The sequence below is a fragment of the Streptomyces sp. NBC_00009 genome (assembly GCF_045040855.1).
Taxonomy (GTDB): Bacteria; Actinomycetota; Actinomycetes; order Streptomycetales; family Streptomycetaceae; genus Streptomyces; species Streptomyces aureus.
The window spans coordinates 500,081-525,166 of the sequence record NZ_CP108312.1 but is presented as its reverse complement, the minus strand read 5'-3'; the positions used below and the strand labels follow the sequence as shown (position 1 = coordinate 525,166).

Below are 25,086 nucleotides of genomic sequence, written 5' to 3'. Positions count from 1 at the left end.
TCACCCCGCCTCCGGCTTGTCGTCGTCGACGATCTCGGCGTCGACCACATCATCGTCGGATGCGTCGGCGGCCTTGTGCCCGTCACCCGGGGCACCGGCCTCGGGGCCGCCCGCGGCCTGCGCGCGCTGGGCGTCGGCGTACATGGCCTGGCCCAGCTTCTGCGAGACGGCGGCGACCTTCTCGGTGGCGGTGCGGATCTCGGCCGTGTTGTCGCCCTCGGCGGACTCGCCCTTGAGCTTCTCCTTCAGCTCGGTGAGCGACTCCTCGACCTCGGTCTTCACGTCACCCGGAACCTTGTCCTCGTTGTCCTTGAGGAACTTCTCCGTCTGGTAGACGAGCTGCTCGCCCTGGTTGCGGGTCTCGGCGGCCTCGCGGCGTCGGCGGTCCTCCTCGGCGTGCTGTTCGGCCTCGTGGACCATGCGGTTGATGTCGTCCTTGGGCAGTGCGGAGCCGCCGGTGACGGTCATCTTCTGCTCCTTGCCCGTGCCGAGGTCCTTCGCGGTCACGTGCATGATGCCGTTGGCGTCGATGTCGAAGGCGACCTCGATCTGCGGGACACCACGCGGGGCCGGCGGCAGACCGGTGAGCTCGAACATCCCGAGCTTCTTGTTGTACGCCGCGATCTCGCGCTCGCCCTGGAAGACCTGGATCTGCACGGACGGCTGGTTGTCCTCGGCCGTCGTGAAGATCTCCGAGCGTCTGGTCGGGATCGTGGTGTTGCGCTCGATGAGCTTCGTCATGATCCCTCCCTTGGTCTCGATACCGAGGGACAGCGGGGTCACGTCGAGGAGCAGGACGTCCTTGACCTCACCCTTGAGGACACCGGCCTGCAGGGCGGCGCCGATGGCGACGACCTCGTCCGGGTTCACACCCTTGTTGGGGTCTTTGCCCGTGAGTTCGCGGACCAGTTCGGTCACGGCCGGCATCCGCGTGGAGCCGCCCACGAGGATCACGTGATGGATGTCAGACACCTTGATGCCCGCGTCTTTGATCGCGTTGTGGAACGGCGTCTTGCAGCGCTCCAGAAGGTCGGACGTGAGCTGCTGGAACTGGGCGCGCGTGAGCTTCTCGTCCAGGTGCAGCGGGCCCTCGGCGGACGCCGTGATGTAGGGCAGGTTGATCGTGGTCTCGGTCGAGGACGAGAGCTCGATCTTCGCCTTCTCCGCGGTCTCCCGCAGGCGCTGCACCGCCATCTTGTCCTTGGACAGGTCCACACCGTGGCCGTTCTTGAACTGCTTGACCAGGTGGTCGACGACGCGCTGGTCCCAGTCGTCGCCACCGAGGTTGGTGTCGCCGTTGGTGGCCTTCACCTCGATGACGCCCTCGCCCATCTCCAGCAGCGACACATCGAAGGTGCCACCACCCAGGTCGAAGACCAGCACGGTCTGTTCGTTCTCTTTGTCCAATCCGTACGCCAGCGCCGCGGCCGTGGGCTCGTTCACGATACGCAGGACGTTCAGACCGGCGATCTCGCCGGCCTCCTTCGTCGCCTGCCTCTGGGAGTCGTCGAAGTACGCCGGGACGGTGACCACGGCGTCGGTGACGTCCTCTCCGAGGTAAGCCTCCGCGTCCCGCTTCAGCTTCTGCAGCACGCGCGCGGAGATCTCCTGTGCGCTGTACTGCTTGCCGTCGATGTCCCCGGCTTCCGGGAACCGCCAGCCGTGGTCCCCCATGTGCCGTTTCACCGAGCGCGCGGTGCGCTCCACGTTCGTCACTGCCTGCCTTTTGGCGACCTCGCCGACGAGTACTTCGCCACTCTTGGCGAAGGCCACGACCGACGGGGTGGTCCTGGCCCCCTCCGTGTTGGTGATCACGGTGGGCTCACCGCCCTCGAGCACCGAGACCACCGAGTTCGTCGTGCCGAGGTCGATACCGACCGAGCGAGCCATCTCCATTCCCTCCTCGGTTGACGGAAACCGCGGGACGCGCCGCCTCCCGCAGCAGCACCGGCGGCCTCGAACACCGGCGACTACCCGGACAGCCACCATGTGGCGCATCGAGCGGACCGCACCCAGGGAAGGCACGGTGTCGCGCCAACGGCTGTGGGTAGGCGGCGAGCAGCCTTAGGTCACGAAGAGTGGTCGTATGCTCCCCGCAGCCACCCGAACCGCTCAGCGGTGACGGCATCGACGTTGATGTCGGGGCGCAGTCCCCGCAGCCGGGCACGGAAAGGTGCAGTGTTCAACCCAGCAGTCGCCGAGGGTTTCGCTCCCAGGACCGCATACAGATCCGGTTCCCCGTTCCGGCCACTTCAAGCCACCTCTTCACCTCCCCCCACGAGGTGCGCGTCCGGACCTGACTTGCCTCTCCGACCAGGGTCTCGGATCAGGAAGGCGGACGTCGACCTGCTGGTCGCCGAGAGCCACACGGTGTCGGCAAAGCGCAATTGCCCACAGCGCACACGTGGGCCGCGACCAGACCGAGCTGGTTGCTGGACATCCCCGTGGGGTAACGCCCACGGCGCGGGTTGACGCACCCCCGACTACGTGGGCCGGCTGCCAGACCCGACGAGATCCTGATGGGGACCACCACCTTCCTCGGTGTGTCGCGACATCCGGGAGGGGTGCACGCTATTCGGGGGACGGTGGGGTCACTGACCTGGAGGCCCAGGCGGAGCAGCGGCGGCAGAATACGCTTACTGCATTCTCGCTTCATGAGGCGCACTGTCAGAGCGTCATTGGCGAGTGCACAGCGTGTTCCGCTAGTGTTGCTTCCCTGATTGCTCTTGCGACGGCGCACGTATATCGGCGCGCCGGGGTGGGTGCCTGGGTTCATCCGGAAGTGAGGCGGGGCGCGAGCGCGGGGTGCGAAGGTGGCGGTTCGCCGTAATGGTGGCGTTCGGCGCGGGAGGCCGCGTCCCCGGGCGAGATGTCTCCTTGCCGCCCTCCGGTGAGCGGGGCCTGGTAGTCCGGCACTTGCTCGCGCGTCCGATGTGTCGCGCACAGGCATGCCACTCATTCTGAGGGGTGCCGCGGCGGCGTTCTGCGGGGGCTTCGGTTGAGCAGCGTGCTCCAGAGTGCACGCGACGGCATGGCGGATTAGGGGGGAGTCAGGCGGAGCCGCAGGCTACCAACATATTTGCTTTTGCGATGCGATCGCCTTCGAGTGGCTCGAATCTGTGTGCCCTGGAGGGGGTTCTGGGCTGGCCGGCGCATCTCGCTCCGAGGGGCAAATCTGGGACGATGCCCGGGTGATCGTCTCGCTCGTCTATCAGGTGACACGGAAACTGCTCTCGGTCCCAGCAGTGCTCCTGCGCCGACAGGCGACCAAGGACGCCGAGTTGCTGGTGCTCCGGCGCGAGAACGCGGTGCTGCGCAGGCAACTCACGGCCCCGGTGCGGTACGAGCCGGTGGACCGGCTGTGGTTTGCGGCGCTGTCCGCGCTGATACCCCGGCTGCGCTGGGCGCACGTGTTCCCAGTGACGCCGGGGACCTTGCTCGCCTGGCACCGAAGGCTTGTCGCGGACAGGTGGGACTACAGCACGCGCCGGAGCAAGCCGGGCAGGCCGCCGACCGCCAAGGCGATGAAGGAGCTCGTGGTACGGCTGGCTCAGGAGAATCCGCGGTGGGGGTGCCGCAGGATCCAGGGCGAGCTCGCACGGCTGGGGCATCAGATCGGCGCCTCCAAGGTCTGGGAGATCTTGACCGCTGCCGGCATCGGACCGGCGCCCCGCTGCAGCGGCCCCACGTGGCGCGAGTTCGTGACGGCGCAAGCCGACGGCATCATCGCCTGCGATTTCCTGCATATCGACCTGGTGGACCTGCGCCGGGTGTATGCGCTGGTCTTCCTCGAGCACGGCACGCGCCGCCTGCACGTTGCCGGCGTGACCGCGCATCCAACCGCGGAGTGGACGGTACAGCAGGCCCGTAACCTCGCCGTCGAGTTGGGCGTGCGCTTCGAGTCGCTGCGCTACTTAGTACGCGACCGGGACGGCAAATACACGGAGTCCTTCGACGCGGTCTTCGAGGCCGAGGGCATTGAGCCCGTGCAGACAGCGCCGCGTGCTCCGCGGATGAACGCGCACTGCGAGAGGGTCATCGGGACCCTGCGACGCGAGGTCCTCGATCACGTCCTGTTCTGGAACGAGACCCACGCCCTACGAGTACTCGATGCCTACGCCCGGCACTACAACCAGCATCGCCCGCACCAGGCTCGAGGGCAGCTACCTCCCCTTGTCTCGGAGCACCCGGTGCTCCTGAGCGCCCCGGCCGTTGACCGACTCCTACGCAGACGGGCGCTCGGCGGCATCGTCAACGAGTACAGATACGTGGCATGAACTGCAGCGATGCGTTTCTGAACGGCACAGGCCAGGGTCAGCAGGCGTTGCTCCACCCGGTTGTGCTGGAATACGAGTCCAGCAGGTCCACCACGAAGACCAGGGTCGAGCCCGCCGGGATCAACGGCGAGGGCGACTGATTGCCGTAGCCGAGACGCGGGGGAACGATGATCTCGCGCCGACCGCCGACCTTCATCCCCCTCACCCCCCGGTCCCAGCCCTTGATGACCTTGCCACTGCCCAGGGCGAACTTGAACGGCTGGCCCCAGTCCCAGGAGGCATCGAACTCCTTCCCGGACTCGAAGGTCACCCCGACATAGTGGACCCTGACCACCATGCCCGGCTTCACCTCAGCCCCGTCCCCGACGACCAGGTCCCGGATGGTCAGCTCGGTAGGAGCGTCACCCTCCGGGACGTCGACCTCGGGCTTCGTCAGTTCACTCATTGCAGCCTCATCACTCTCCGTCGGAAGCCGTCGCACGGATCAGCCGGACACATGGACACTCCATGCAGCAGATGGTCACGCTACCGAGAATGCCGGTCCCCGGAGCACACCAGATCCAGCGGCCACACGTGATGATCTTTTGCACTGCCGATGAACGCGACCGGCTCGCACAGGTCACGCAGTAATCGCCAGAACGAGACGAGGTGCAGTCGGCTGTCGGCACATTGCGATACATGTCGACCGAGCATGGGACTTCGCAGGCACAACTCTCTGCAACAAGCAGTCCGAGCGCCCCCGCACCGTCCGCTCCATCCGAGCCCTCGTCCTGCGCCTGGCCCGAGAGAACAGCAGCTGGGGCCACCGCCGGATACAGGGCGAACTCGCCCGCCTCGGCTACCCGATCGCCCGTTCCAAAGTCTGGGAGATCCTCCACGCAGCCGGCATCGACCCCGCCACGCAACGCTCCGGCCCGACCTGGCAGCAGCGCGAGGAGGAGTGAAGGCACCGGGAGCTGGAGGGCGGCCTATAGTCGATCTCATGAGTCGTTGGCAGGAACTGACCGGTGGCACATCCGGACACGAGTACGCCGCGCGCTTCGCCGCGCTGGCCCGCAACGGCAAGGATGTGCATGGTGAGGCGCGCTTCTGTGCGGCCCTGGTGCCCGCCGGGGCGCGGGTGCTTGACGCCGGGTGCGGTACCGGACGGGTGGCGATCCGGCTGGCGGAGCTGGGGTACAACTGCGTCGGGATTGACCTCGACGACTCGATGCTGGACGTGGCGCGGACTCACGCGCCGGAGCTGCCGTGGTTCCGGGCCGATCTCGCCGAGTTCGATCCGGCCCTGCTCGGCATCGCGGCGGACTTTGACCTGGTCCTCGCTGCCGGTAATGTCTTCCCGCTGCTGGCCGCCGGTACCGAGGCCGCGGTGGTCAAGCGCCTGGCCGGGGCTTTGCGTCCGGGCGGGCTGTTGGTCGCGGGCTTCGGTCTGGAAGCCGCTCACCTGCCCGTGCCGCCCGGTATCACGCTGCCGGAGTACGACGCGAGTTGCACTGCGGCGGGCCTCGCCCTCGTTGACCGCTTTGCCACCTGGGACGCCGACGCCTACGACGGCGGTGGCTACGCCGTCAGTATCCATCGCACCAGCCCCTGACCCGGCCGCTCAGGTCCATGACCACCGGGGTGAGCGCCAGGCCCGCTGCGGCGGAGTTCTGACAGCCGAGAAGAGGCCAGCGCCCGCTACGAGAGCGTGACTGCCACGAGCGACACGCGAGGGTGGCTGAGGTTGCGCTTGCCGAATACCTCATCCACGCTGGTCAGGCCGCATGTTGGTACTCGTGGAGGGTGCCCCCAAGCCGCGCTCGTCGTCGTATGTTCAGATGGGCGATCTGGTCCGGGTCCTCGATAGGGGCGGGCAGCGAGTGGAGGGGGCGGGCATTCGCAAGGCCCTGGTGCGGCCTGTGCTCGTTGTAGAACGTCTCGAACTCGCGCAGAGCGTGAAGGAGATGGCGCTGGTTCCAGATCAACGTGCGGTCCAGCATCTCTCGCCTGCAGGTTTGCACCCACCGCTCCGTGATCGAGTTCATGCGCGGCATCTGGATGCCGCTGAGCACCACTTCAATACCCGCGTCGTTGAGCACGTCGTCGAACAGCTGCGGGAACATTCCGTCCCGGTCCCGGATCAGGTAGCGAGCTCGGCAGCCGGCGTCTTCGAGGTCCATGACGAGATTCTTCGCGGCCTGGACTACCCAGGACGCGGTTGGATGCGCGGTTGCGCCCAGGATCCGGATCCGGCGGTTTGCGTGCTCGATCGCGGCGAACACGTACAAGCGAGTCCCGGCCAGGGTGACGGTTTCGAAGAAGTCGCACGCCAGGAGCGCGTCGGCCTGGGAGCGCAGGAAGTCCGCCCAGGTGGTCGAGGCCCGCTCGGGAGCCGGGTCGATGCCAGCCTCCTTCAAGATTTCCCAGACCGTGGATGCTGCCACCGTCACGCCGAGTACGAGCAGCTCTCCGTGCAGGCGCCGGTAGCCCCAGCTTGGATTTTCCCTGGCCGGACGCAGCACCAGCACCCGGATCGAGTGCACGGTGCGGGGTCGGCCTCCGCGTTTCGGCTGGGACTGAGCGGCGTGTCGGCGGGCGATGACGTTGCGGTGCCAGCGAAGTACCGTGTCTGGCCTCACCAGCAGGCGCATCTGACGCAGCACCTCTCGTGGCAGGTCATGGAGTAGCGACGCCAGGAACGCCCGGTCGCTCGCGTGGAACCGAAGTTGCTGCCCGTTCAGCTGCCGTTCGAGAACGCCGATCTGGTGGCGCAAGGCCAGGATCTCGGCATCTCTCTCACGGTCGCTCATCGGTAGCAGTCGCAGCATCGCGAACGCGTTCGTTACACCCAGGTACGCCAGTCTCAGCAGCACGACTGATCGTCATGCTGCGCCCACCGCCGCCAAGCGATAGCGGCGACTTGAGCGGCCTCGGCTAGCGCCGAAACCCGCTCCACCTGGATGGATGAGGTATTCGGCAAGGGCAGGTGCATCGCATGGCGGCCGAATAGCCTGGTGGTCCTGGTACCGGGCCGTATTCGGCTGATGGCCAACGAAGCGAGGTGCTGTGCCGGGCGTCGCGAGCATGGGAGGTCTTCGACCTGTGATGATGGAGCGTTCGTTGAAGGTGATCGACGAGGAGCTCCAGGTCGCGGGGCCGATGTGTCGCCGCCGTGTGACGCTCGTGGGAACGCTGTAGGTGATGTGGTGAACTGGTTGACCTCGCTGCCGGCGGTGGTGCTGGTTGTGGGCTGGCTCTTCCTTGCCCTACTGGTCGCGGCCGTGGCACGGGTCGGCGTCCGGGCGCTCGTACCGGTCGGGGAACAGGGCAGGGTGCCGCAGATCGCTACACCCCTGATGCCTACACTCGGCGCTGCCTTCGCGATCTTTGCGGCACTCACACTGGCCAGCGAGGCCAGTTACCTGCGCGCAGCAGAGGGGTTGGTGAGTGACGAGGCGGCCGCAGCTTCCCGCCTGGGGTGGGCGGCGACAAGTCCGCGAGTCCAGTCGGAGCCGATCCATGCGGCACTGCTAGACTACCTGCAGACCGCGCGTGTCAGAGAATGGGAGGGTGCGGCAGCGGCGTCCGGTGACGACCCGGCCACCGCTCACGCGATCGCACGACTGGAGCGGAGCGTGCGCGCCGAGGCGGCCCGGCCAGAGCTGGGAACCCCGGCGAGCACGGAGCTGCTGGTGTCCCTGGACAGCGTCACCAGTAGTCGTCGCGCCCGCATTGCGGCCGCCTCGCGCGACGTTCCCGCGCTCTACGTCGTCACGCTTGTGGTCAGCGGACTGGCCTTGATCGTGAACGCCGGCGCACTGATCTTCCGCAGCAGCCTGCGAACGTCACTGCTCGTCGTGGGCGTTGCGAGTGTGGTTGGGCTGAGCCTGGCACTGCTCTTCGCACTCAGCGCGCCCTGGAGTGGACCGTTCATCGTGAGTGGGCATCCACTCGACGCCGTCATCGGTGACCTGAAGTCCGGCTTCTTCGGCCGCGGGCCGTAGGAGATGGGCGCGATCAATACGCCGACGGCGGAGCTCGTTCGCGGCCGGCTAATGGTGCGCCTGCCGAAAACCCCATCCGTGCAGTTCAGGCGGCATGTTGGTATTCGTGGTGGACTCCGCCGAGGCGGTCTTTTCGGCGTACGTCGAGGTGGGAGATCTGTGCAGGGGCGCGGCATGGATCTCCCGCAGCCGGACTTGGTGCTCCTCGGTTGCCGAGAACAGCTTCACGGGCAGCACGACCAGCCCGAACTGGATCACGCCGGACCACAGGGCCCTCATGCTTCCAGCGTCCATCGCCACCGCTCCGGATGCCACCTCGGCCAAGGGGGACCGGCCCACTGAGCCTGCCCACCTGACGGGTGACACCGAGCTCTGTCGTTCGTTGATCCCACATGCCTGTACTGCCGTCACCGGAAGAGATCGCCGCCGCCCGTACCCCCAAGGGCGCATGGACACGTGCCCAACTCGCGGAATGGGGCGTCCCCTGGCCTCCGCAGAAGGGCTGGAAGGACGAGCTGATCGCCCGCTGGGAGGCCGCCGAGCAGGGCCACACACCCCCGGGCCCGCCGACTCCACCCCCAGGCACGCTCGACTTCGGCTGACCACACAGCCACGGACCCGGACGGGACCCACCCCGACTGATCCGGCCACCACGGCAGCCGCGCGCACGGAGACTGCCCCGCGCCAACACCAAGTGTGATCACCTGGACCACAGGCACAGGACCGAGCCGTTGTGACTGAGCGCTTCAGTTGGCCATGTAGCGCCCGAGTTGGCCCGCTGAGCGTGATGGTTGGCCCGTGGAGCGGGGCACGCAACGAGCAGCCTGGCGGCCATGATGTGGATCACAAGGGCTTGACCTCAACTTTGGTTGAGGGACCAGTGTTCTGAGCACCGAGGGGAGCCGCTTAAGGCTGTCCTTGCCGAAAATGTCATCCGTGCACGTCATGCGGCATGTTCGTACTCGTGGAGGATGCCGCCGAGACGCTTGCGTCGTCGTATGTCGAGGCGGGTGATCTGCCCCGGATCGTTGATCGTTTGGGGGAGTGGGCGCATCGGGCGGGCATTGGCGATGCCCTGATGCGGCCTGTGCCCGTTGTAGAACTGTTCGAACTCCCGTAGGGCATAGGAGAGATGGCGTTGGTTCCAGATCAGCGTGCGGTCCAGCAGTTCGCGCCGGCAGGTCTGCACCCACCTCTCCATGATGGAGTTCATTCTCGGCATCTGAATGCCGCTGAGTACGACCTCGATGCCGGCGTCGTGGAGGATGGCGTCGAACAGGGCGGGGAACTTCCCGTCACGGTCCCGGAGTAGGAACCGAGCCCGGCAGCCGGCGTCTTCGAGGTCCATGACGAGATTCTTCGCCGTCTGTGTCACCCAGGATGCCGTCGGGTGGGCGGTGGCTCCCAGGATCCGGATACGCCGGTTGGCGTGCTCGATCACCGCGAACACGTACATCCGCGTCCCCGACAACGTGACGGTTTCCAAGAAGTCGCAGGCCAGCAGCGCGTCGGCCTGGGAGCGCAGGAAGTTCGGCCACGTGCTGGAGCCGCGCTCGGGTGCAGGGTCGATCCTGGCGTCCTTCAAGATCTCCCACACCGTGGACGCAGCTACCTTCACGCCCAGGACGAGCAGCTCGCCGTGAATCCTGCGATACCCCCAGCAGGGGTTCTCCCTCGCCAAGCGCACCACCAGCGCCCGAACGGAGTGGACCGTCCGTGGGCGCCCCGGGCGTTTCGGCCGGGAGGCGACAGCATGGCGGCGAGCGACCAGATCGCGGTGCCAGCGCAGCACCGTGTCCGGTCGCACCAGCAGCCGCAGACTGCGCAGCACGTCGAAGGGCAGACGGTGCAGCAGTGAAGCCAGGAACGCCCTGTCGCTCGCAGTGAACCGCGCTCTGTTGTTGCCGAGTTGACGTTCCAGCACAGTGATCTGATGGCGCAGGGCGAGGATCTCCGCGTCTTTGTCCCGATCGCTCATCGGCAGCAGGCGCAGTACCGCGAACGCGTTCGTCACACCCAGGTAAGCCAGTCGAAGCAGCACGGTTGATCATCATGCCGCGGCGACCTCCAACTGCGCGAGAGTGCCGACTCGAGCAACCGAGGTCGACATCGGCGAAACCGGGCACACTCGCTCTCACCAGGGCGGATGAGATATTCGGCAAGCGCACGGCGCAGCCGGGGCCTTCGCATGCTTTGATCCGGCCGCGGTCGGGGCCTCCGAGTACGTGGATGGCGTCGGCGGCAAGCACGCCGAGCGCGTCCGGTACCGGTGCTTCCTCGCTGAGGTGCCAGACTGCGAGCCCGTTCTCGAGCGCGAGCCTTGACTGTCCTGCGGCCGCGGCCCCGTTCAGGATCGCCGCGTCACCCGGATCCGGTCGCTGGGTGACAGTGACGGCCAGCCCGGCACGGTAGATCGCTTCCCTCAGTTCGAGCGCATCCTGGAGCTCGGCGGGTGAGACGTCGGGCACGCCGAGCCCCGCGGCATGCGACCAGAGCTTGAATCGGCCGTGGTCGGACACAATGGAGCCGTCTTAGACGGTTCGTATTTGGAGGTTGCGCGATGGGCGAGGTTGCAGTCATCGGTCTGGGCGGGATGGGGCGGGCGATCGCGCGCAATCTGGTGCGGGCAGGCCATGAGACTGTGGTGTGGAACCGTTCAGCGGGGCCTGCGGAAGAGCTCGCGGAGGCCGGTGCTCTCCGCGCCGCATCCGTCGCGGAGGCCCTCCAGTGTTCGGTGGTGTTCTCGGTCCTGTCCGACGACACGGCCTTCGCGGAGGCATTCCTCGACTCCGGGGTCCTCGGCGAGGCCCGGCCTGGGGCGGTCCACGTCAACGTGGCCACGGTGAGCGTCGGGCTGGCCCGCCGTGCCGCAGAGGCGCACGCTGCGCACGGGATCGGCTACGTCGCGGCCCCGGTGTTCGGCCGGGTCAGCGTCGCGGAGGCCGGTGCGCTGAACATCCTCGCCGCAGGAGAGCCCGAACTCATCGACCGGGTCCATCCGTTCTTCGACGTGATCGGATCGCGCACCTGGCGCCTGGGCGAGCTGCCCGAGCAGGCCAACATAGCCAAGGTCCTGGGCAACTACCTGATCGCCTGCGCGATCCAGTCTCTTGGGGAGGCGGTCAGCGTCGCCGACGCTGCCGGCGCCGACCCGGGTCAGTTCGTCGAACTGCTGACCTCGACGCTCTTTCCCGGACCCGTCTACTCCGGATACGGGTCGATGATCGCGCAGCGGAGATACCAGCCGGCCGCGTTCACCACGGCACTGGGACGCAAGGACCTCCACCTCGCCCTCGAGGCAGCAGCCGGCCAAGCGGTCTCCCTGCCGTTCGGCGAACTGCTCAGAGGCGTGTTCGACCAGGCGATCGCCGACGGCCGCGCAGCGGACGACTGGGCCGTGATTGCCGAGCAGCAGCCGCGATGAACACCACTGCTCGTACGGTCGTTGACGCGCGGTGCCCAGCGCCGGGCAGGGCGGTCCGCATGCTGCCCGTGCCGCACCGCAACGCCCCGCTGACCGTCGAAGGACGCCGCCGCCTCATCGAACGCTGCAAGACCCGCCCTATCGCACACGTCGCCGCGGAGATGGGCATCTCGCGCGCGTGTGCCTCCAAATGGGTCAACCGGTACCGGCGGTACGGGGAACTGGGCCTGCTCGACCGCTCCAGCGCACCGCACCGCCAACCGACAGCGCCCCCTTGCGAGGTCGTGGCGAGGATCGGGGCGCTGCGGCGGGAGCACAAGTGGTCCCCGGCCCGGATCGCGTTCGAGCTCGCCGCTGACGGCATGCCAATCTCCCGCCGGACGGTCACCCGCCACCTCGCCGCGCTGGGGCTGAACCGGCGGAAGTTCATCGACCCCATCGGCGAGACGAACCGCGAACCGCGGAAGATCCACGCCCGCAGGCCCGGGCACATGGTCCACGTGGACGTGAAAAAGGTCGGCCGCATCCCCGACGGCGGCGGCTGGCGCGCCCACGGCCGCGGCAGCAATCAGGCGAAGGCCGCGGACCGGGCCAAGGCCAGGGGCGCCAAAGCCGGGTACGTGTACCTGCACTCGGCCGTGGACGGGCACACCCGCCTCGCCTACACCGAGGCCCTCCCCGACGAGAAGGCCAAGACAGCAATCGGGTTCGTCAACCGGGCCAAGGCGTTCTTCGCCGCCCACGGGATCACCAAGATCGAGCGGATCGTCACCGACAACGGCGCCTGCTACCGGGCCCACGACTTCGCCCACGTCCTCCAGGGCGCCCGCCACCAACGGATCACCCCCTACGCGCCCCGCCACAACGGCAAGGTCGAGAGGTACAACCGGATCCTCTCCGAAGAGTTCCTCTACGCCCGCCTGTGGACCTCAGAAGCCCAACGCGCTGAAGCCCTTTCGGTCTGGAACGTCCACTACAACTACCATCGGCCACACACCGCCGTCGGAAACCAGCCCCCAGCCGCGCGAGCCTGCAGCAGCGTCACCAACGTCATGGCTTCATACACCTAGGTCTTGGCACCTCCCGTGTCCCGCGATGTGAGCCGGGCACGGGGCGGAGTTGGTGCTCGGTGACCGTTCTTCAGGGGCCCTGGAGCAGATCCGCGGTGGGGGCCTCCCAGTCGATCTCAGCGAGCTCTCGACCGGCGGGAACGAGCTTGTAGGTGTACTCCAGCCACTCCTCCAGCGGGGTCACGGGCAGCTCGAACAGGGCCGCCATGTCCTGGGAGGCCAGCTGAAGCCACGCGGTGGCCCGGTCCTTGGAGTGCGTCGGCCACATCTGGACGTCGCCGAGGCCGCTCACCGAGTACAGCCCCTGCTGGAGGAGGTCGCGGCCGATCCGCCACAGGGCACGCGGGCCGCCTTCGATGAGAAGATCCACGGACACAACCAGGGGAGCCCCCGGGTCGAACCGGAACTCCGCCCTGATGGTCTGCCGGGTGGCGACATCCAGCACCCGCTCGATGTCCAGGATCAGTTCAGGGCGGACGTGCGGCGCCAAGCGGGCCCGTACTCCTGGTTGGTTGCTGCTCATGGCGGGTGGATCCTTCCCCGTGGTGAAAGCTGGCCCGACCTACCCTCGTCGCTGCGGGAGCGTCGTACATAAGTCACTTGACCGTCCAATGTCGCCGACTTCGACGGTGAGTCGTGCTGACGGACGCCCGCCAGACCGACAACGGTCCGTATCGGGGCGCCCCTTCCGGGGTGAACTTCCCGGGGCGCTCGGACCCTGGGGGAGCTCGGGATCGTGAACATTAAGTCATTCGACTGTCGCCCCTGACCTGCGCCTGAACGATCCTGAAAATGTCGCCCGCATGCCAGAGCCGGGTGATCGTCATGCTCGGAGGGGCCAGCCGTGAACCACACTCCCGTCGTCTTCATCCATGGCACCTGGCTGCACGCGCTGTCCTGGGAGTCATGGGCGGAGCGCTTCGCGAGCCGGGGGTTTCTCGCCTTCACGCCCGGATGGCCGGGAGAGGCGGCCGCCGTCCGGGAGATGCCCAAGTCTTCCGAGACGCTCGCCGGCACTGGCCTGGACATGCTGACGGACCACTACGCGGAGATCGTACGTTCATTCGAAACCGCGCCGGTGATCGTCGGCCACTCGGTCGGCGGCCTCATCGCGCAGCATCTCATCGGCGCCAACATCGGCCGGGCCGCGGTGGCCATCGCACCCGCCCCGATCAACGACGTTCTGCTGCCGGACGCCCCGGCCCGGTTGTGGACCCCCGCCCGTGCCGACGACGCCGAAACCGAACGGTTGGTGTCCCTGTCTCCGGAGCAGTTTCAGCATGCCTTCGCGAACACCGTCGCGGCGGAGGAGTCCGACCGGCTCTTCGAGCGCTACGTGATGCCGACGCCCCGCCGTCTGCTCGCCGACCTCGGGTACGTGGGCGCGGTACGCAGCCCGCGTACCGCGGCGGATATCGGCAACGCGGACCGCGGCCCGCTCCTGCTGATCTCCGGGCAGGAGGACCTGCTGGTGCCCGACTCCATCACGCGCGCGGTGTACAAGCAGTACGGCGACTCCACGGCCGTGACCGACCTCAAGCAGTTCGCGGATCGCGCGCACTCCCTGGTCATCGACAGTGGGTGGAGAGTCGTCGCCGACTACGTCCTCGGCTGGCTGGACGAACACGACCTCCGCGCCTACCCCGCGTGACGGCTCTGCGTGCCGCCGTCCTACGCGTTCCGGTCGCCGGGGATCTTGCTCAGTGCGTCGCGGAGGGCGGCGCGTGAGGTGATGCCGAGTTTGGGGAAGACGCGGTAGAGGTGTGAGCTGACGGTGCGGGGGGAGAGGTGCATGCGTTCGCCGATTTCCTTGTTGGTCAGGCCGCCGGCGGCGAGGTCGGCTATTCGGCGTTCTTGCCAGGTCAGCGCCTCCAGGTGTGCCGAGGAGGTGAGGGCGGACGCACCAGCGGCACGGAGCTCGGCCCGGGCGCGCTCTGCCCAGGTGGTTGCTCCGAGTCGTTCGAAGGTTTCTGCGGCCAGGGCCAGCGAGGGGCGTGCGGCTTTGCGTCCTTGGGTGTGGCGTTGGCGGATGCCGTGGGCGAGTTGGATGCGGGCGTGTTCGTAGGGGAAGTGGGGGGCGGCGGGGTGAGTTTTGGCTTGGTGGTAGAGGTGGTCGGCTTCGGTGGGGTCGGTGGTGGTCATGGCGAGGGCGCCGCAGGTGATGAGGGCGAGGCGGGGGGAGATGTCGGGGAGGCCGGCGTTGTGGGCGGCAAGGGCGTGGGTGCGGGCTTGTTGGGTGCGGCCGGTGTGGAGGGCTGCTTCGACGAGGTCGAGGAGGGTGCGGGGGGCTTGATAGGCGTAGGGGGTGAAGGTGCCGGGGGGCGTGATGCCGATGGCGTGGAGGTAGGCGGCTTCGTAGTCGCCTTCGGCGAGGGCGGCGGTGGTGCCGATGGCGTCGGCGGTCTGGGTGAGGAATCCGATGCCGCGGGGGCGGGCCCAGGCATCGACGGTGGCCTGCAACTCCCGGGCCCGCTCGACCTGACCGCGCATCGCGGCCAGCAGACCCAGCTGTGCCTGCGCGTGATGAACGAACAGAGTGTGCCGGTGTGTTGTCGTCAGCTCCAGGCAACGCTGTCCCGTGCGCCCGGCCTCGTCCCACTCGCCGACCGCCATCTGGTCCATCATGATCATGTGCAGCAAGGACATGACGTTGACCAGGGCCCCCGTCTCCGCCTCGCGGTCCACGGTGCGCTGCAGATGCGGCCGGTATCGGCTGAGGGTGTCCACGCGGTGGGCGGCGACCGCCAGCCGGGCAACATCCCACGGCTCCAGGTCGGAGAGACCGGCGAAGGCGCGTTCCACCCGGTCCTGTACACCGGCGCCGCGACGCACCACGTCGCCCCAGGCGTCCTGGTAGACGCGCGAATACGAGGACACCAGGTCGCCCAGCGAGTCCAGGAGCTCATGAGTCCGCTCCCACCCGTCCTCGTCACCCGTGTACAGGTTGATCCCCAGCAGCAGGTCGACCAAGTGCGTGAGCACCTCGTCCGGCTCCCGCACCCCGCCGTCGCGCATGCTCCCGATCGCCGCGAAGACCTGGCGCCGTGAGGACAGCAGGTCCCCGTCCTCGAGGGACGCGACATAGCCCGATGCGACCACCGAGGCCGGGGAATCGCTGTTGCCGGACCCGGTGTCCGAGCGGACCAACTGCCGGACCTGGTCCAGCTGGCCGGCGTGCGCGGCGACGTGCGCCGCGCTGCCCAGCCGCCTGGACCGTTCTTCGCGGCTCTCGCTGAGCTCCGCGGCACGGGTCAGCCAGGCCATGGCGGCAAGGGCACCGCCCCGCCGGGTGGCGGAGTCCGCGGCTGCCTCCAGCGCGGCCGCGACCTCCTCGTCGGGGTCGACCGTCGACGCTGCCAGATGCGTGGCCCGCCGCTCGACGTCGTCGCGGTGCACCTGGGCGAGGGCCGCGTGAGCCGCGCGTCGCTCGTTGGGTGTTGCCTTCTGCACGACGGTCGAGCGCACCAGGGGGTGCCGGAAGACGAAGTCGCCGCTGAGCGGGTCGACGTCCAACAGACCGCAGGCCGCGGCCTCGTCGGCGTCGAGCATGCGGAAGCGCGTGCTCCTGGTGCGGTCGGCCGCCGTACCTGCACCGACGCCGTCCAGTGCGCCGCGCAGCAGCTCCGCGCGCACGGCATCGCCGAGGGCCTCGATACGGGCGCCGTACACGTGCTGCAGACGCAGAGGGAGCGGGATGCCGGTGTACCCGAACAGTTCCTCGGGACTGCGTCCCGCCCGGCCGCCGCGCACATAGGGCGGCAGTTCCAGCAGGGCCAACGGATTGCCCTGGGCCTCGTCCAGCACCAGACGGCGGATCTGAGGATCGAGGCCAGGATGGTGCATGTCCAGGAGTTGTCCGGAGACCTTCTCCGGCAGCGTCGTCACCGCCAGTTCGGGGAGCGCGGCCGTGTCGAAGCCCGAGGGCACCTCGGAGCGCAACCCGACGACGAGCTTCACCGAGCTGCCGGTCAGCCGGCGGCCCACGAAACCGCACACCTCGGTGCTGGAGGTGTCGAGCCACTGGCCGTCGTCGAGCACCAGCAGGAGGGGTTGCTGCGACGCCGCGAGGGAAAGCAGGTCGAGAACGGCGATCCCGAGCATCATGACTGAGGGAGGTGTGCCCTCACCCTTGCCGAAGACGACGTCGAAGACCCCCCGGTGGGGGTCGTCCAGTCCGTCGATGTAGGTGAGCAGCGGATACAGGAACTGATGCAGACCGGCGTACGGCAGCTCCGACTCGGCCTCGACGCCGGCCGCCCTGATCACCCTGTGTTTCTCGGCCGTCGCGAGTTCGACGACGTGGTCCAGCAGGGCGCTCTTGCCCACACCTGCGTCACCGCGCAGAACGAGAGCCTGCCCTCCGGAGGCCGCCACGAACGCCGACAGCACCTTCTGCTCGTTTTCCCGGCCGACCATGGCCCCGACGATCGACTCCATCGCCCCCCACTCCCCTTCACCGCTGAACCGGCTGCCCCGAACGCTCTCGCGTCCGTGCGTACGGAACACGCCAGGCGCAATGGTGAGGGTACGTCGTCCCTCGCAGCCACATGCCGCTTGATCGAGGCCTGTTCACCGATACTTGAAGCAGGTGCGGTACGCGACGGAGCTTCTGCTGCCCCACGACAGGACCTCCCCGAGGAAGGCTGAACACGGTGACGACCGCCGCATAGCAGGGTGAACCCGGATCCAACTCGGCAACCACTGCGCGTGCCCTGTACCCCGAGGGCGACGAGCTGGCCTGCACGAGCTTCGAACAGGCCCTGGACGCCGTGACGCTCGGCGCCGCCGACGTCGCCGTGATCCCGGTGGACAACTCCGCCGCTGGACGCGTCGCTGACGTGCACCACCTGCTGCCGGAGTCGGGGCTGTTCATCGTCGCCGAGTACTTCCTCGCCATCCGCTTCGACCTGATGGGGGTGCCCGGCGCGACCCTGGACCAAGTGGAGTGCGTACGCAGCCACGTGCACGCACTGGGACAGTGCCGCAAGGCGCTGCGGGAGGGCGGCTGGCGCACCCTCGTCAGCGACGACACGGCCGGAGCGGCGCGCGAGGTGGCCGAACTGGGCGACCCGCGGCACGCGGCGCTCGCCCCGCCCGCCGCGGCTGCCCTGTACGGCCTTGACGTGCTGCGGCCCGAGGTCGAGGACGACCCGGACAACACCACTCGGTTCGTCGTCCTCTCGCGGGACGCCGGCCCGACCCCGCACACCGGGGAGCCGTCGATGACAAGCCTGTTCTTCAGCGTCCGCAACATCCCCAGCGCGCTCTACAAGGCTCTGGGCGGGTTCGCCAGCAGCGGTGTGAACCTCACCAAGATCGAGAGCTACCAGATCGGCGCCGGGCTCAACGCCAGCCGCTTCTACGTTGAGATCGAGGGACACCCCGACGACGAGCGCGTCGCCCTGGCCCTGCACGAGCTCCGCTTCTTCTCCTCCGAGGTGCGCATCCTGGGGGTGTACCCCGCGCATCCGCACCGGCTGAAGAACTGACCGAGAGGGGCCCCGGGCGCTCCGCCACCGTCGCCGGGGCGGTGGAGAGCCCGTCACTGGGACAACATAGGGCCCGCCCCGGGAGTCCACACGCGTGAGCCGCGCGCACATGTGACTGACCGGCGACAAACATATCGACCTGATGGAAGACCGGCCGCGGCAGCCTTTTCGGGTGTGCGTATGACTCAGCACCGCAATGGCCCCGCCCTTGACTTCGGTGGTGTGCTGACCACACCTCTGCTGCCCGTGCGCTCGCCTTCGGGCGCCGTGAGGGACTGGCCGAGGGGACTCTGATCACGCCGTCGGCCCCGCCCGGACGGTCGCCACTCTGGAAACCCGCTCGGATTATGGGCAGTGCCCCGGACCGGGGCACTGCCTGAGGAGACACGTATGCGTCCGGGCCCGGCCCTGCCTACCTGCGGCCCCGACGCCCTCGCCGAGCGCGTCGACCTGGTCGGCCGCTTCCTCGAAGGAGTCCGCCTCGGCTGACGGCGATCGCTTCGTCAGGCCGTCGGTGTGTCAGGACGTCCCGAGGCCGTTCAGCAGCGTGTCGACGACGACGTCCGCCGCCTGGCCGGGACTCAGATCGGGCAGCTGCCGGGACACGAGGTGCATGAGCTGGGGCAACAGCTCGCTCGCCCATCCCGACGGAAGACCAGGGCGCAGGAGGCCTTCGTCGGTGGCGCGCCGGAGGAAGGCGTCGACCTCGTGGACGGACGCGTCGCGGCGAGCGTGGACGCTGTCGTCGGCGAGCATGCGGGTGAGGTCGACGGGCCAGGTGCGGTTGACGGTGATGATGTTCTCGACGTAGCGGTGCAGGGCGACGGCGACGGGCGCCTCCCGCAGTCGTGCGTCCTCGATGGCGTCCTCGATGGCCGTCAAGCGGGCTTCGTAGATGGCCGCGAGGAGCTCCTCCCGGGAGGCGAAGCGGCGGTAGACGGTGCGCCGGTCCACACCTGCCTCGGCGGCGATGCTCGCGATGCTCGCGCCGGGGTCTGCGGCGAGCATGCGTGCTCCGGTGGTCAGAACGGCTTCCAGATTGCGCGCTGCATCGGCTCTCACCGCACCGAGTCTAGTGGCGGAATGTGAAGCCTGAGACATCTAGCGCTTCTCTGGCGTAGACCCTTAGCGCGTAAGTGCTACAGTAATGAGACAGATAGATCGAGTAATGCCATCTCAATGAGTCTTCTAGAAGGGCACCTTCCCATGTCGAAGGCAGACAAGTCCTCATCACCCAAGGCCGGTGGTGTACCCGCCGCGATGAGCGCGCTGATCCTTGCGGTCCTCCTGGCGGCCCTGGACCAGACGATCGTCTCGACCGCCTTGCCCCGCATAGCGGAGGACCTGAACGGGTTCGACGACATCGCGTGGGTCAGCGCCGCGTATCTCCTCGCGTCGACGGCGGTGACACCCCTGTGGGGCAAGCTCGGCGACATGTTCGGCCGCAAGCGGCTGTACCTGGGCTCGACCTCGATCTTCCTGATCGCTTCGGTGGCCTGTGGGCTGGCGCAGAACCTGCCCGAGCTGATCGGCGCGCGCGTGCTGCAGGGGGTGGGCGGCGGCGGCATGATCGTGCTGACCTTCGCCCTCGTCGGTGACATCGTCGCCCCGAGCGAACGCGGCCGCTACCAGGGCCTGTTCGGTTCGGTCTACGGCGTCGCCAGCATCGTCGGCCCCCTGTTGGGCGGCATCTTCACCGACCAGTTGTCCTGGCGGTGGGCCTTCCTGGTCAACCTGCCTGTCGGCATCGTCGCCCTGACCATCGCCGCGCGGGCGCTGCCCGCGGCCGCCCGGGGCGCCAAGGCCCGTATCGACTACCTCGGCTCCACCCTCCTGGCCGCCATTGCCACCGGCCTGGTTCTGATCGCCTCCTTCGGTGAGCGCTGGGGCTGGGGTTCGCCGGCCATCGTCGGCCTGATGGTCGTCACCGTCGCGCTGGCCGTGCTGCTGGTGCCGGTCGAACGCCGCGCCGCCGCCCCGGTCCTGCCGCCGGCCATGCTCGCCTCCCGGACCGTGGTCTTCTCCTCTCTGATCGGGTTCTTTGCCAACGCCGCGATGTTCGCCGTGCTGGTCTACCTGCCGACCTACCTCCAGATCGTCCACGGGGTCTCGGCCACCCTCTCCGGCATCCACATGCTGCCCCTGGTAGCCGGTCTGGTCGTCAGCCAGTCCCTGGCCGGACGCTGGTCCGCACGCGTCGACCGGCTGCGCGCGATCCTCTTGGCGGGCCTGCTCGCCAACCTCGCCGGACTGCTCCTGCTGGGCACCATCGGGGCGGCCACCGACACCCCCTTGCTGAGCGTCTACTTCCTGATCAGCGGTGTCGGCATCGGCATGGTGCCCATGGTCGTGCTGACCACCGTCCAGAACAGCGTGCCCGCCGCCGACCTCGGCGCCGCCAGCGCCGTGGTCACCTTCGCCCGCTCCATCGGCGCGGCCTTCGGTGTCGCCGTCTTCGGCACCCTCCTCAACACCGGCTTCGCCGGCCGCACCCACGGCCTGCCGACCGCCGGCGGCTTCGACGCCACCCGCCCCGACACCATCGGCCGGCTGCCCGCCGCCCTGCGCGACACCGCGCTGGACGCCTTCGCCCACGCCACGGCCACCGGCTACCTCTGGATCGCCCCCACCCTCGCCGTCGGCATCCTCCTCGCCCTCTTCCTCAAGCCGACGCGGAAGACCGCCGAGACGCCCGGTACCCCCGAGCCCGCCCCCGCCAAGGACGCCGTCCCGGCCGCCTGACCCCCGGACAACACTCCCTCGACCGGCCGACACCCTCACCGGGTGCCGGCCGGCGGCGTTGTGGGACACCCGCGGTGCATGCCTCGGTGTCCGCTACGCGCTGCCGTCTCCCGGGGCACTATCCGAGAGCCTCTTGAGCTGGGCGACCCCCAGGGGTTCAAGCGCCGTCGGTCGCCGGCTCCACCACCGCGGAACCGGTCAGCGGATGCCGGGAGGGCAGCCGGCGGTTGTCGGCCGAGACCGTCACCAGGCGGTTCCGCTCGGCGGGAAAGTCGTCGACGGAAGCTCGGCCGACCGCGGCCGCCTCGATGGAGCCAGGTCACCGGTTCGGCTTGAGCCGGTGCTCGGACAGGTCACTCGACTCGAAGAAGCTGTCGGAGCCCTCACGGGAGGCCGCGAGGAAGCTGATACGGCTGCCAACGAACCGTCGGGCCACGAAGCCGAGCACGGCGTTGGTCACCCGGTCCAGCCAGGGCAGGTAGTCGACGAACAGGAGCGGTGTCCGGGGGCGGAGATCAGTCGGAGCAGCAGGAGGGCCGCGGTGGTGGTCAGGAGACGGTCGGGAGCAGGGCCGCAGCGGATGCCGACCGCGGCCCGCGGGGCGTCGCGGTGGACGTAGACATGGTTTCCTCCAGGCGATACGGGCGATGTTCAGTGCGCTGCCCTGTTGACCGAGCAGTACCCGGGTGGGGGGCGTGCGGGTTCACCTGTCCGGGACGTGGCCGGGCCGCGGGTGCGCCGGCCGGACGCGCGAGGGTCGAGTGCGCTGGGTCCTTCCGGCGCTCAGGTGGTCACGGTGTCCTGTCCTTCGCCCGGCCGGGTTCCGCCCGCTCCGCGGTCCAGGAGGTGAGGATGCGCAGGGCGTCGTGGGAGGGGCTGTCGGGTTGGGCGGTCAGGACCATCAGGCGTTGTCCGGTGCCGTCGGGGCTGGCCCAGGTGTCGCAGTCGAGGGTGAGGTCGCCCACCGAAGGGTGGCGGTAGTGCTTGGTGCCGTAGGTCGCGCTGTTGACGCGGTGCTCGGCCCACCAGGTGCGGAAGTCCGCGTTTTGGATCGTCAGTTCACCCACGAGGCGGGCGAGGTCGGGGTCGGCCGCGGCCTCCATGCGCAAAGCGGCGACGGCGTCGCGGGCGTCATGTGCCCAATCCTGGTGCATGCCGCGGATCGCGGGGTCGGTGAACATCAGGTGCAGGTAGTTGCACCGGTCGGCCGGGACGGCGGTGAAGTCGGTGTACAGCGCGACGGCGGCGGGGTTCCAGGCGAGGATGTCCAGACGTTTGCCGAGGACGAGGGCGGGTGTGTAGGTGAGTTGGTCGAGGAGGCGGCGCATGGCGGGCCGTGTGCGTTGGGCGGGTCGGCGGTGGCGTGGGCGTGCGTCGGTTCGGCCGGCGAGTTCGTAGAGGTATCGCTGCTGGTCGTCGTTGAGGCGCAGGGCGCGGGCCAGGGTGGTGAGGACGGGGGCGGAGGCGCGGACGCGGCCCTGTTCGAGGCGGGTGTAGTAGTCCACGCTGATCGCGGCGAGTTGGGCGACCTCCTCGCGGCGCAGTCCCGCGACCCTGCGCGCGGATTCCGTCTCCGGCAGGCCGCACTCTCGCGGGTCCAGCTGCGCCCGACGGGCCCTGAGAAAGGCACCGAACGCCCGGGGATCGGCGTGTGAGGTCATAGCGTCCATTCTTCTGCGGGCCGCACACCTGTGTGGTGTGCCGTTGATGTCCCGAGGACGGCGGGACCTGGAGTCCCGCCGCCCTTCGAGGGAGTCAGCGGACGGTGGCGCGGGCGGCCCGCTCGATCACGTCGGCCACCAGGCGGGGGTGGGAGACGGCGACCGAGTGGGAGGCGGCGACCTCGGTGGTGTGCGCATGGGCGCGCTCGGCCATGAAGCGCTGGACGGCCGCGGGGATGTTGAGGTCGCGGGTGGTGACGATGTCCCAGCTGGGCTTGGTCTTCCAGGCCGCGGTGGTGGCCTTCTCCTCCAGGGCGGCCTGGGCAATGGGACGCTGCTCGGCGGCCATCAGGGCGGCCTGCTGGGCGGGCACGTCGGCGGCGAACTGGTGAGGGAACTTGTCCTGCTGGATGTACAGGTCGGTGGCGGTGGAGCCGTCGGCCTGCTGGTAGGTGACCGGGTCGAGAGCGTCGGGGAGCGTGGAGCCCGGGTACTTGTTGGTGAGCTCCAGGGCGCTCTCGCCGGAGGCGGGCAGGAAGGCGGCGACGTAGACCAGGGCCTTGACCTCGGGGTCGTCGGTGGCGGCCTGGCTGATGACGTTGCCGCCGTAGGAGTGGCCGACGAGGATCTTCGGGCCCTTGACATGGTCGAGGACCGTGCGCAGGGCCGCGGCGTCGGCGGCCGGGCCGCGCAGCGGGTTGGCGGCGGCGACGACCGGGTAGCCGTCGGCGCGCAGGTCCGCGATGACGCCGTTCCAGCTGGAGCCGTCGGCGAAGGCGCCGTGCTCCAGGACGATGGTCGGCTTGGCGTTTCGGTCGGCGTCGGCGTCGGCGGTCTCGGTCGCGCTGTTCGCGGTGCCGCCGAAGGCGAACGCGCCGAGCGCGAGACCTGCCGTGACCGTCGCGACCGCACCCGTTACCAGCTGCTTGCGTCCACCCTTGATACTCACCACGACAAACCCCTCTCAGACATGTTTCTCGGTACATGGAGCGGGTCGGCGTCGCCGACCTTCGTCACTTCCCTGACCGGTGATGAACATTGGGGCGTGCCGGTCGGTGGACCCGATGGGCAGCAGCACCACCGCGTCCCGCACCGCGAAGGCACGCAGCTCGGCTGCGGGTGCGGATCTTAGAGATGGTCCGCGTCGACCACGGCCTGGGCGAAGACGGTGGGCGCCTCCTGCGGCAGGTTGTGACCGATGTTCGCGATCGTGCGGTGCAGGTAGGGCCCGTTGAAGTGGCTGCGGTAGCTGGACCCGTCGCCCGGTGCGGTGAAGGGGTCGAGGGCGGGGTCGAGAGTGACGGTGGGGACGCCGATGGGAGGCTGGGCGGCCAGCTCCGTCTCGTAGCGGTCGTAGCGTCGGTCGCCCTCGATCAGGCCGATGCGCCAGCGGTAGTTGTAGAGGACGATGGCGGCGTAGTCGGGGTTCTTGAAGGCCTCGGCGGTACGCGCGAACGTGGCGTCGTCGAAGTTCCAGTTGGGGGAGACGAGGGTCCACACGTAGCGGCACAGCGCGATGCGCTTGTCGACGTTCTCCATGGTCTTCTTGCCGCGCTCGGTGGCGAAGTACCACTGGTACCACCAGTTGTGCTCGACGGCCGGAGCGGCGGGCTCCAGCTGCATCTTGCGGTCGGTGATGACGTAGCCGCTGGTGGACAGGAGAGCCTTGACGCGCTCGGGCCACAGGGCGGCAATGATGTCGGCCGTCCGCGAGCCCCAGTCGAAGCCGGCGAGGACGGCCTTCTCGATCTTCAGGGCGTCCATGAACGCGATGATGTCCAGGGCGATGGCGGACTGCTCGGCGGTGCGCGGGGTGTGGCTGGACAGGAAGCGGGTGCTGCCGTGGCCGCGCAGGTAGGGAACGAGGACGCGGTAGCCGAGGTCGGCGAGGAGCGGGGCGACGTCGACGAAGCTGTGGATGTCGTAGGGCCAGCCGTGCAGGAGAACGACGACCGGACCGTGGGCCGGGCCGGCTTCGGCGTAACCGATGTCCAGGACACCCGCCTTGACGTGCTTGAGCGTGCCGAACTCGGTGTGGGTGCCGGGGGTGAGGGTGGGCACCGTGGGAGCGGAAGCGTCGCCCGGCGTGTCCGAGGCGGCCGCGGCGGATGCGTTGGTCCGCAGGCCGGACAGTGAGACCGCGGCCGCTCCGGTGCCCAGGCCGACGGCCTTGCTGAAGGTACGCCTGTTGATCATGAGAAGCCCTCCGTTGTGCGTTTCCGGTGACCGGCCCGAGCCCTGGAAACCCTGGCATGCCATTCGTCACCTGTCAAACAGGTGATGAATGAAGGTTTCGGTGAGGGCGGGGTCGGCGTCACATACTCTCGTCCGCAGCGAAACCGGACACATCAGTCATGTGACGGTCAGATGAGGAGAGCGACATCGGGTGCGCAGCACGCCCCGTGCGTCAGTCATTCGACTGAGGGAACGCTTCTCG

At 68.6% G+C, this 25,086-nt stretch carries 21 protein-coding genes and 1 pseudogene; 9 read left to right on the top strand and 13 right to left on the bottom strand.

All coding sequences use genetic code 11. The features are described 5' to 3' along the window. The gene (gene dnaK / locus OHA58_RS02415; RefSeq protein ID WP_405475855.1) at positions 1-1,890 is read right to left on the bottom strand and encodes a molecular chaperone DnaK; all 1,890 of its coding nucleotides are present in this window, start codon (positions 1,888-1,890) and stop codon (positions 1-3) included. Between the two features lie 1,301 nt (positions 1,891-3,191). Between dnaK and OHA58_RS02410 the strand changes: the two genes are divergently transcribed. Then, complete coding sequence (locus OHA58_RS02410; protein ID WP_405475853.1) at positions 3,192-4,277, top strand: integrase core domain-containing protein; 1,086 nt, start codon at positions 3,192-3,194, stop codon at positions 4,275-4,277. A 37-nt stretch (positions 4,278-4,314) separates the two neighbouring features. On the opposite strand, the gene OHA58_RS02405 is transcribed toward OHA58_RS02410, so the two are convergent. Beyond that, positions 4,315-4,722 carry an FKBP-type peptidyl-prolyl cis-trans isomerase gene (locus OHA58_RS02405; protein WP_405475850.1) on the bottom strand — a complete coding sequence of 136 codons (408 nt, stop codon included), beginning with the start codon at positions 4,720-4,722 and terminating at the stop codon, positions 4,315-4,317. Positions 4,723-5,259: 537 nt separating this feature from the next. Between OHA58_RS02405 and OHA58_RS02400 the strand changes: the two genes are divergently transcribed. Beyond that, a complete protein-coding gene (locus tag OHA58_RS02400; protein ID WP_405475847.1) occupies positions 5,260-5,871 on the top strand; it encodes a class I SAM-dependent methyltransferase in 612 nt (203 codons plus the stop codon). 163 nt (positions 5,872-6,034) lie between these two features. Here the strand turns inward: OHA58_RS02400 and OHA58_RS02395 are convergent, their stop codons facing one another. Then, positions 6,035-7,132, bottom strand: coding sequence for an integrase core domain-containing protein (locus tag OHA58_RS02395; RefSeq protein ID WP_405475844.1), 1,098 nt, complete (start codon positions 7,130-7,132; stop codon positions 6,035-6,037). Positions 7,133-7,465: 333 nt separating this feature from the next. Between OHA58_RS02395 and OHA58_RS02390 the strand changes: the two genes are divergently transcribed. After that, positions 7,466-8,263, top strand: a complete 798-nt coding sequence (locus tag OHA58_RS02390; protein WP_405475841.1) for a hypothetical protein — start codon at positions 7,466-7,468, stop codon at positions 8,261-8,263. A gap of 48 nt (positions 8,264-8,311) precedes the next feature. Here OHA58_RS02390 and OHA58_RS02385 read toward each other — a convergent pair whose 3' ends face one another. Further along, positions 8,312-8,542: a hypothetical protein gene (locus OHA58_RS02385; protein ID WP_405475838.1), complete on the bottom strand. Its 231-nt coding sequence runs from the start codon at positions 8,540-8,542 to the stop codon at positions 8,312-8,314. Positions 8,543-8,655: 113 nt separating this feature from the next. On the opposite strand from OHA58_RS02385, the gene OHA58_RS02380 reads away from it, so the two are divergent. Beyond that, complete coding sequence (locus tag OHA58_RS02380; protein ID WP_405475836.1) at positions 8,656-8,865, top strand: hypothetical protein; 210 nt, start codon at positions 8,656-8,658, stop codon at positions 8,863-8,865. A 341-nt stretch (positions 8,866-9,206) separates the two neighbouring features. Here OHA58_RS02380 and OHA58_RS02375 read toward each other — a convergent pair whose 3' ends face one another. Beyond that, on the bottom strand, positions 9,207-10,304 hold the full coding sequence (locus tag OHA58_RS02375) for a helix-turn-helix domain-containing protein (RefSeq protein ID WP_405475834.1): 1,098 nt from the start codon (positions 10,302-10,304) through the stop codon (positions 9,207-9,209). A gap of 181 nt (positions 10,305-10,485) precedes the next feature. Continuing rightward, a pseudogene (locus OHA58_RS02370) lies at positions 10,486-10,782 on the bottom strand (ABATE domain-containing protein); the annotation flags it as partial. Between OHA58_RS02370 and OHA58_RS02365 the strand changes: the two are divergent. Together OHA58_RS02365 and OHA58_RS02360 are read left to right on the top strand one after the other, a co-directional pair. Beyond that, positions 10,764-11,687 (top strand): NAD(P)-dependent oxidoreductase, encoded by a 924-nt coding sequence (locus tag OHA58_RS02365; protein WP_405484716.1) that lies wholly within the window; start codon positions 10,764-10,766, stop codon positions 11,685-11,687. The pseudogene OHA58_RS02370 and the gene OHA58_RS02365 overlap by 19 nt on opposite strands. Positions 11,688-11,755: 68 nt before the next feature. Next, positions 11,756-12,757 (top strand): IS481 family transposase, encoded by a 1,002-nt coding sequence (locus tag OHA58_RS02360; protein WP_405484714.1) that lies wholly within the window; start codon positions 11,756-11,758, stop codon positions 12,755-12,757. A gap of 70 nt (positions 12,758-12,827) precedes the next feature. Here OHA58_RS02360 and OHA58_RS02355 read toward each other — a convergent pair whose 3' ends face one another. Continuing rightward, positions 12,828-13,280 carry an SsgA family sporulation/cell division regulator gene (locus tag OHA58_RS02355; RefSeq protein ID WP_405475832.1) on the bottom strand — a complete coding sequence of 151 codons (453 nt, stop codon included), beginning with the start codon at positions 13,278-13,280 and terminating at the stop codon, positions 12,828-12,830. Positions 13,281-13,601: 321 nt separating this feature from the next. Between OHA58_RS02355 and OHA58_RS02350 the strand changes: the two genes are divergently transcribed. After that, entirely contained in the window at positions 13,602-14,408 is an 807-nt protein-coding gene (locus tag OHA58_RS02350) for an alpha/beta hydrolase (protein ID WP_405475829.1), read from the top strand. A 20-nt stretch (positions 14,409-14,428) separates the two neighbouring features. On the opposite strand, the gene OHA58_RS02345 is transcribed toward OHA58_RS02350, so the two are convergent. Next, positions 14,429-17,194, bottom strand: coding sequence for an AAA family ATPase (locus OHA58_RS02345; protein WP_405475827.1), 2,766 nt, complete (start codon positions 17,192-17,194; stop codon positions 14,429-14,431). Between the two features lie 275 nt (positions 17,195-17,469). On the opposite strand from OHA58_RS02345, the gene OHA58_RS02340 reads away from it, so the two are divergent. Then, positions 17,470-18,246 carry a prephenate dehydratase gene (locus OHA58_RS02340; RefSeq protein ID WP_405484712.1) on the top strand — a complete coding sequence of 259 codons (777 nt, stop codon included), beginning with the start codon at positions 17,470-17,472 and terminating at the stop codon, positions 18,244-18,246. A 519-nt stretch (positions 18,247-18,765) separates the two neighbouring features. Here OHA58_RS02340 and OHA58_RS02335 read toward each other — a convergent pair. Beyond that, positions 18,766-19,254 (bottom strand): TetR/AcrR family transcriptional regulator, encoded by a 489-nt coding sequence (locus OHA58_RS02335; protein WP_405484710.1) that lies wholly within the window; start codon positions 19,252-19,254, stop codon positions 18,766-18,768. A gap of 198 nt (positions 19,255-19,452) precedes the next feature. Here OHA58_RS02335 and OHA58_RS02330 point away from each other — a divergent pair, with 198 nt between their 5' ends. Continuing rightward, on the top strand, positions 19,453-20,988 hold the full coding sequence (locus OHA58_RS02330; protein WP_405475826.1) for an MDR family MFS transporter: 1,536 nt from the start codon (positions 19,453-19,455) through the stop codon (positions 20,986-20,988). 319 nt (positions 20,989-21,307) lie between these two features. On the opposite strand, the gene OHA58_RS02325 is transcribed toward OHA58_RS02330, so the two are convergent. From OHA58_RS02325 to OHA58_RS02310, 4 genes are all read right to left on the bottom strand, one after another. After that, complete coding sequence (locus tag OHA58_RS02325; RefSeq protein WP_405475824.1) at positions 21,308-21,448, bottom strand: hypothetical protein; 141 nt, start codon at positions 21,446-21,448, stop codon at positions 21,308-21,310. Between the two features lie 331 nt (positions 21,449-21,779). Then, the gene (locus tag OHA58_RS02320) at positions 21,780-22,649 is read right to left on the bottom strand and encodes a helix-turn-helix domain-containing protein (RefSeq protein WP_405475821.1); all 870 of its coding nucleotides are present in this window, start codon (positions 22,647-22,649) and stop codon (positions 21,780-21,782) included. A gap of 94 nt (positions 22,650-22,743) precedes the next feature. After that, positions 22,744-23,601 (bottom strand): alpha/beta fold hydrolase, encoded by an 858-nt coding sequence (locus OHA58_RS02315; RefSeq protein ID WP_405475819.1) that lies wholly within the window; start codon positions 23,599-23,601, stop codon positions 22,744-22,746. Between the two features lie 176 nt (positions 23,602-23,777). Next, positions 23,778-24,845 carry an alpha/beta fold hydrolase gene (locus OHA58_RS02310; RefSeq protein WP_405475816.1) on the bottom strand — a complete coding sequence of 356 codons (1,068 nt, stop codon included), beginning with the start codon at positions 24,843-24,845 and terminating at the stop codon, positions 23,778-23,780. Positions 24,846-25,086 lie beyond the last annotated feature (241 nt).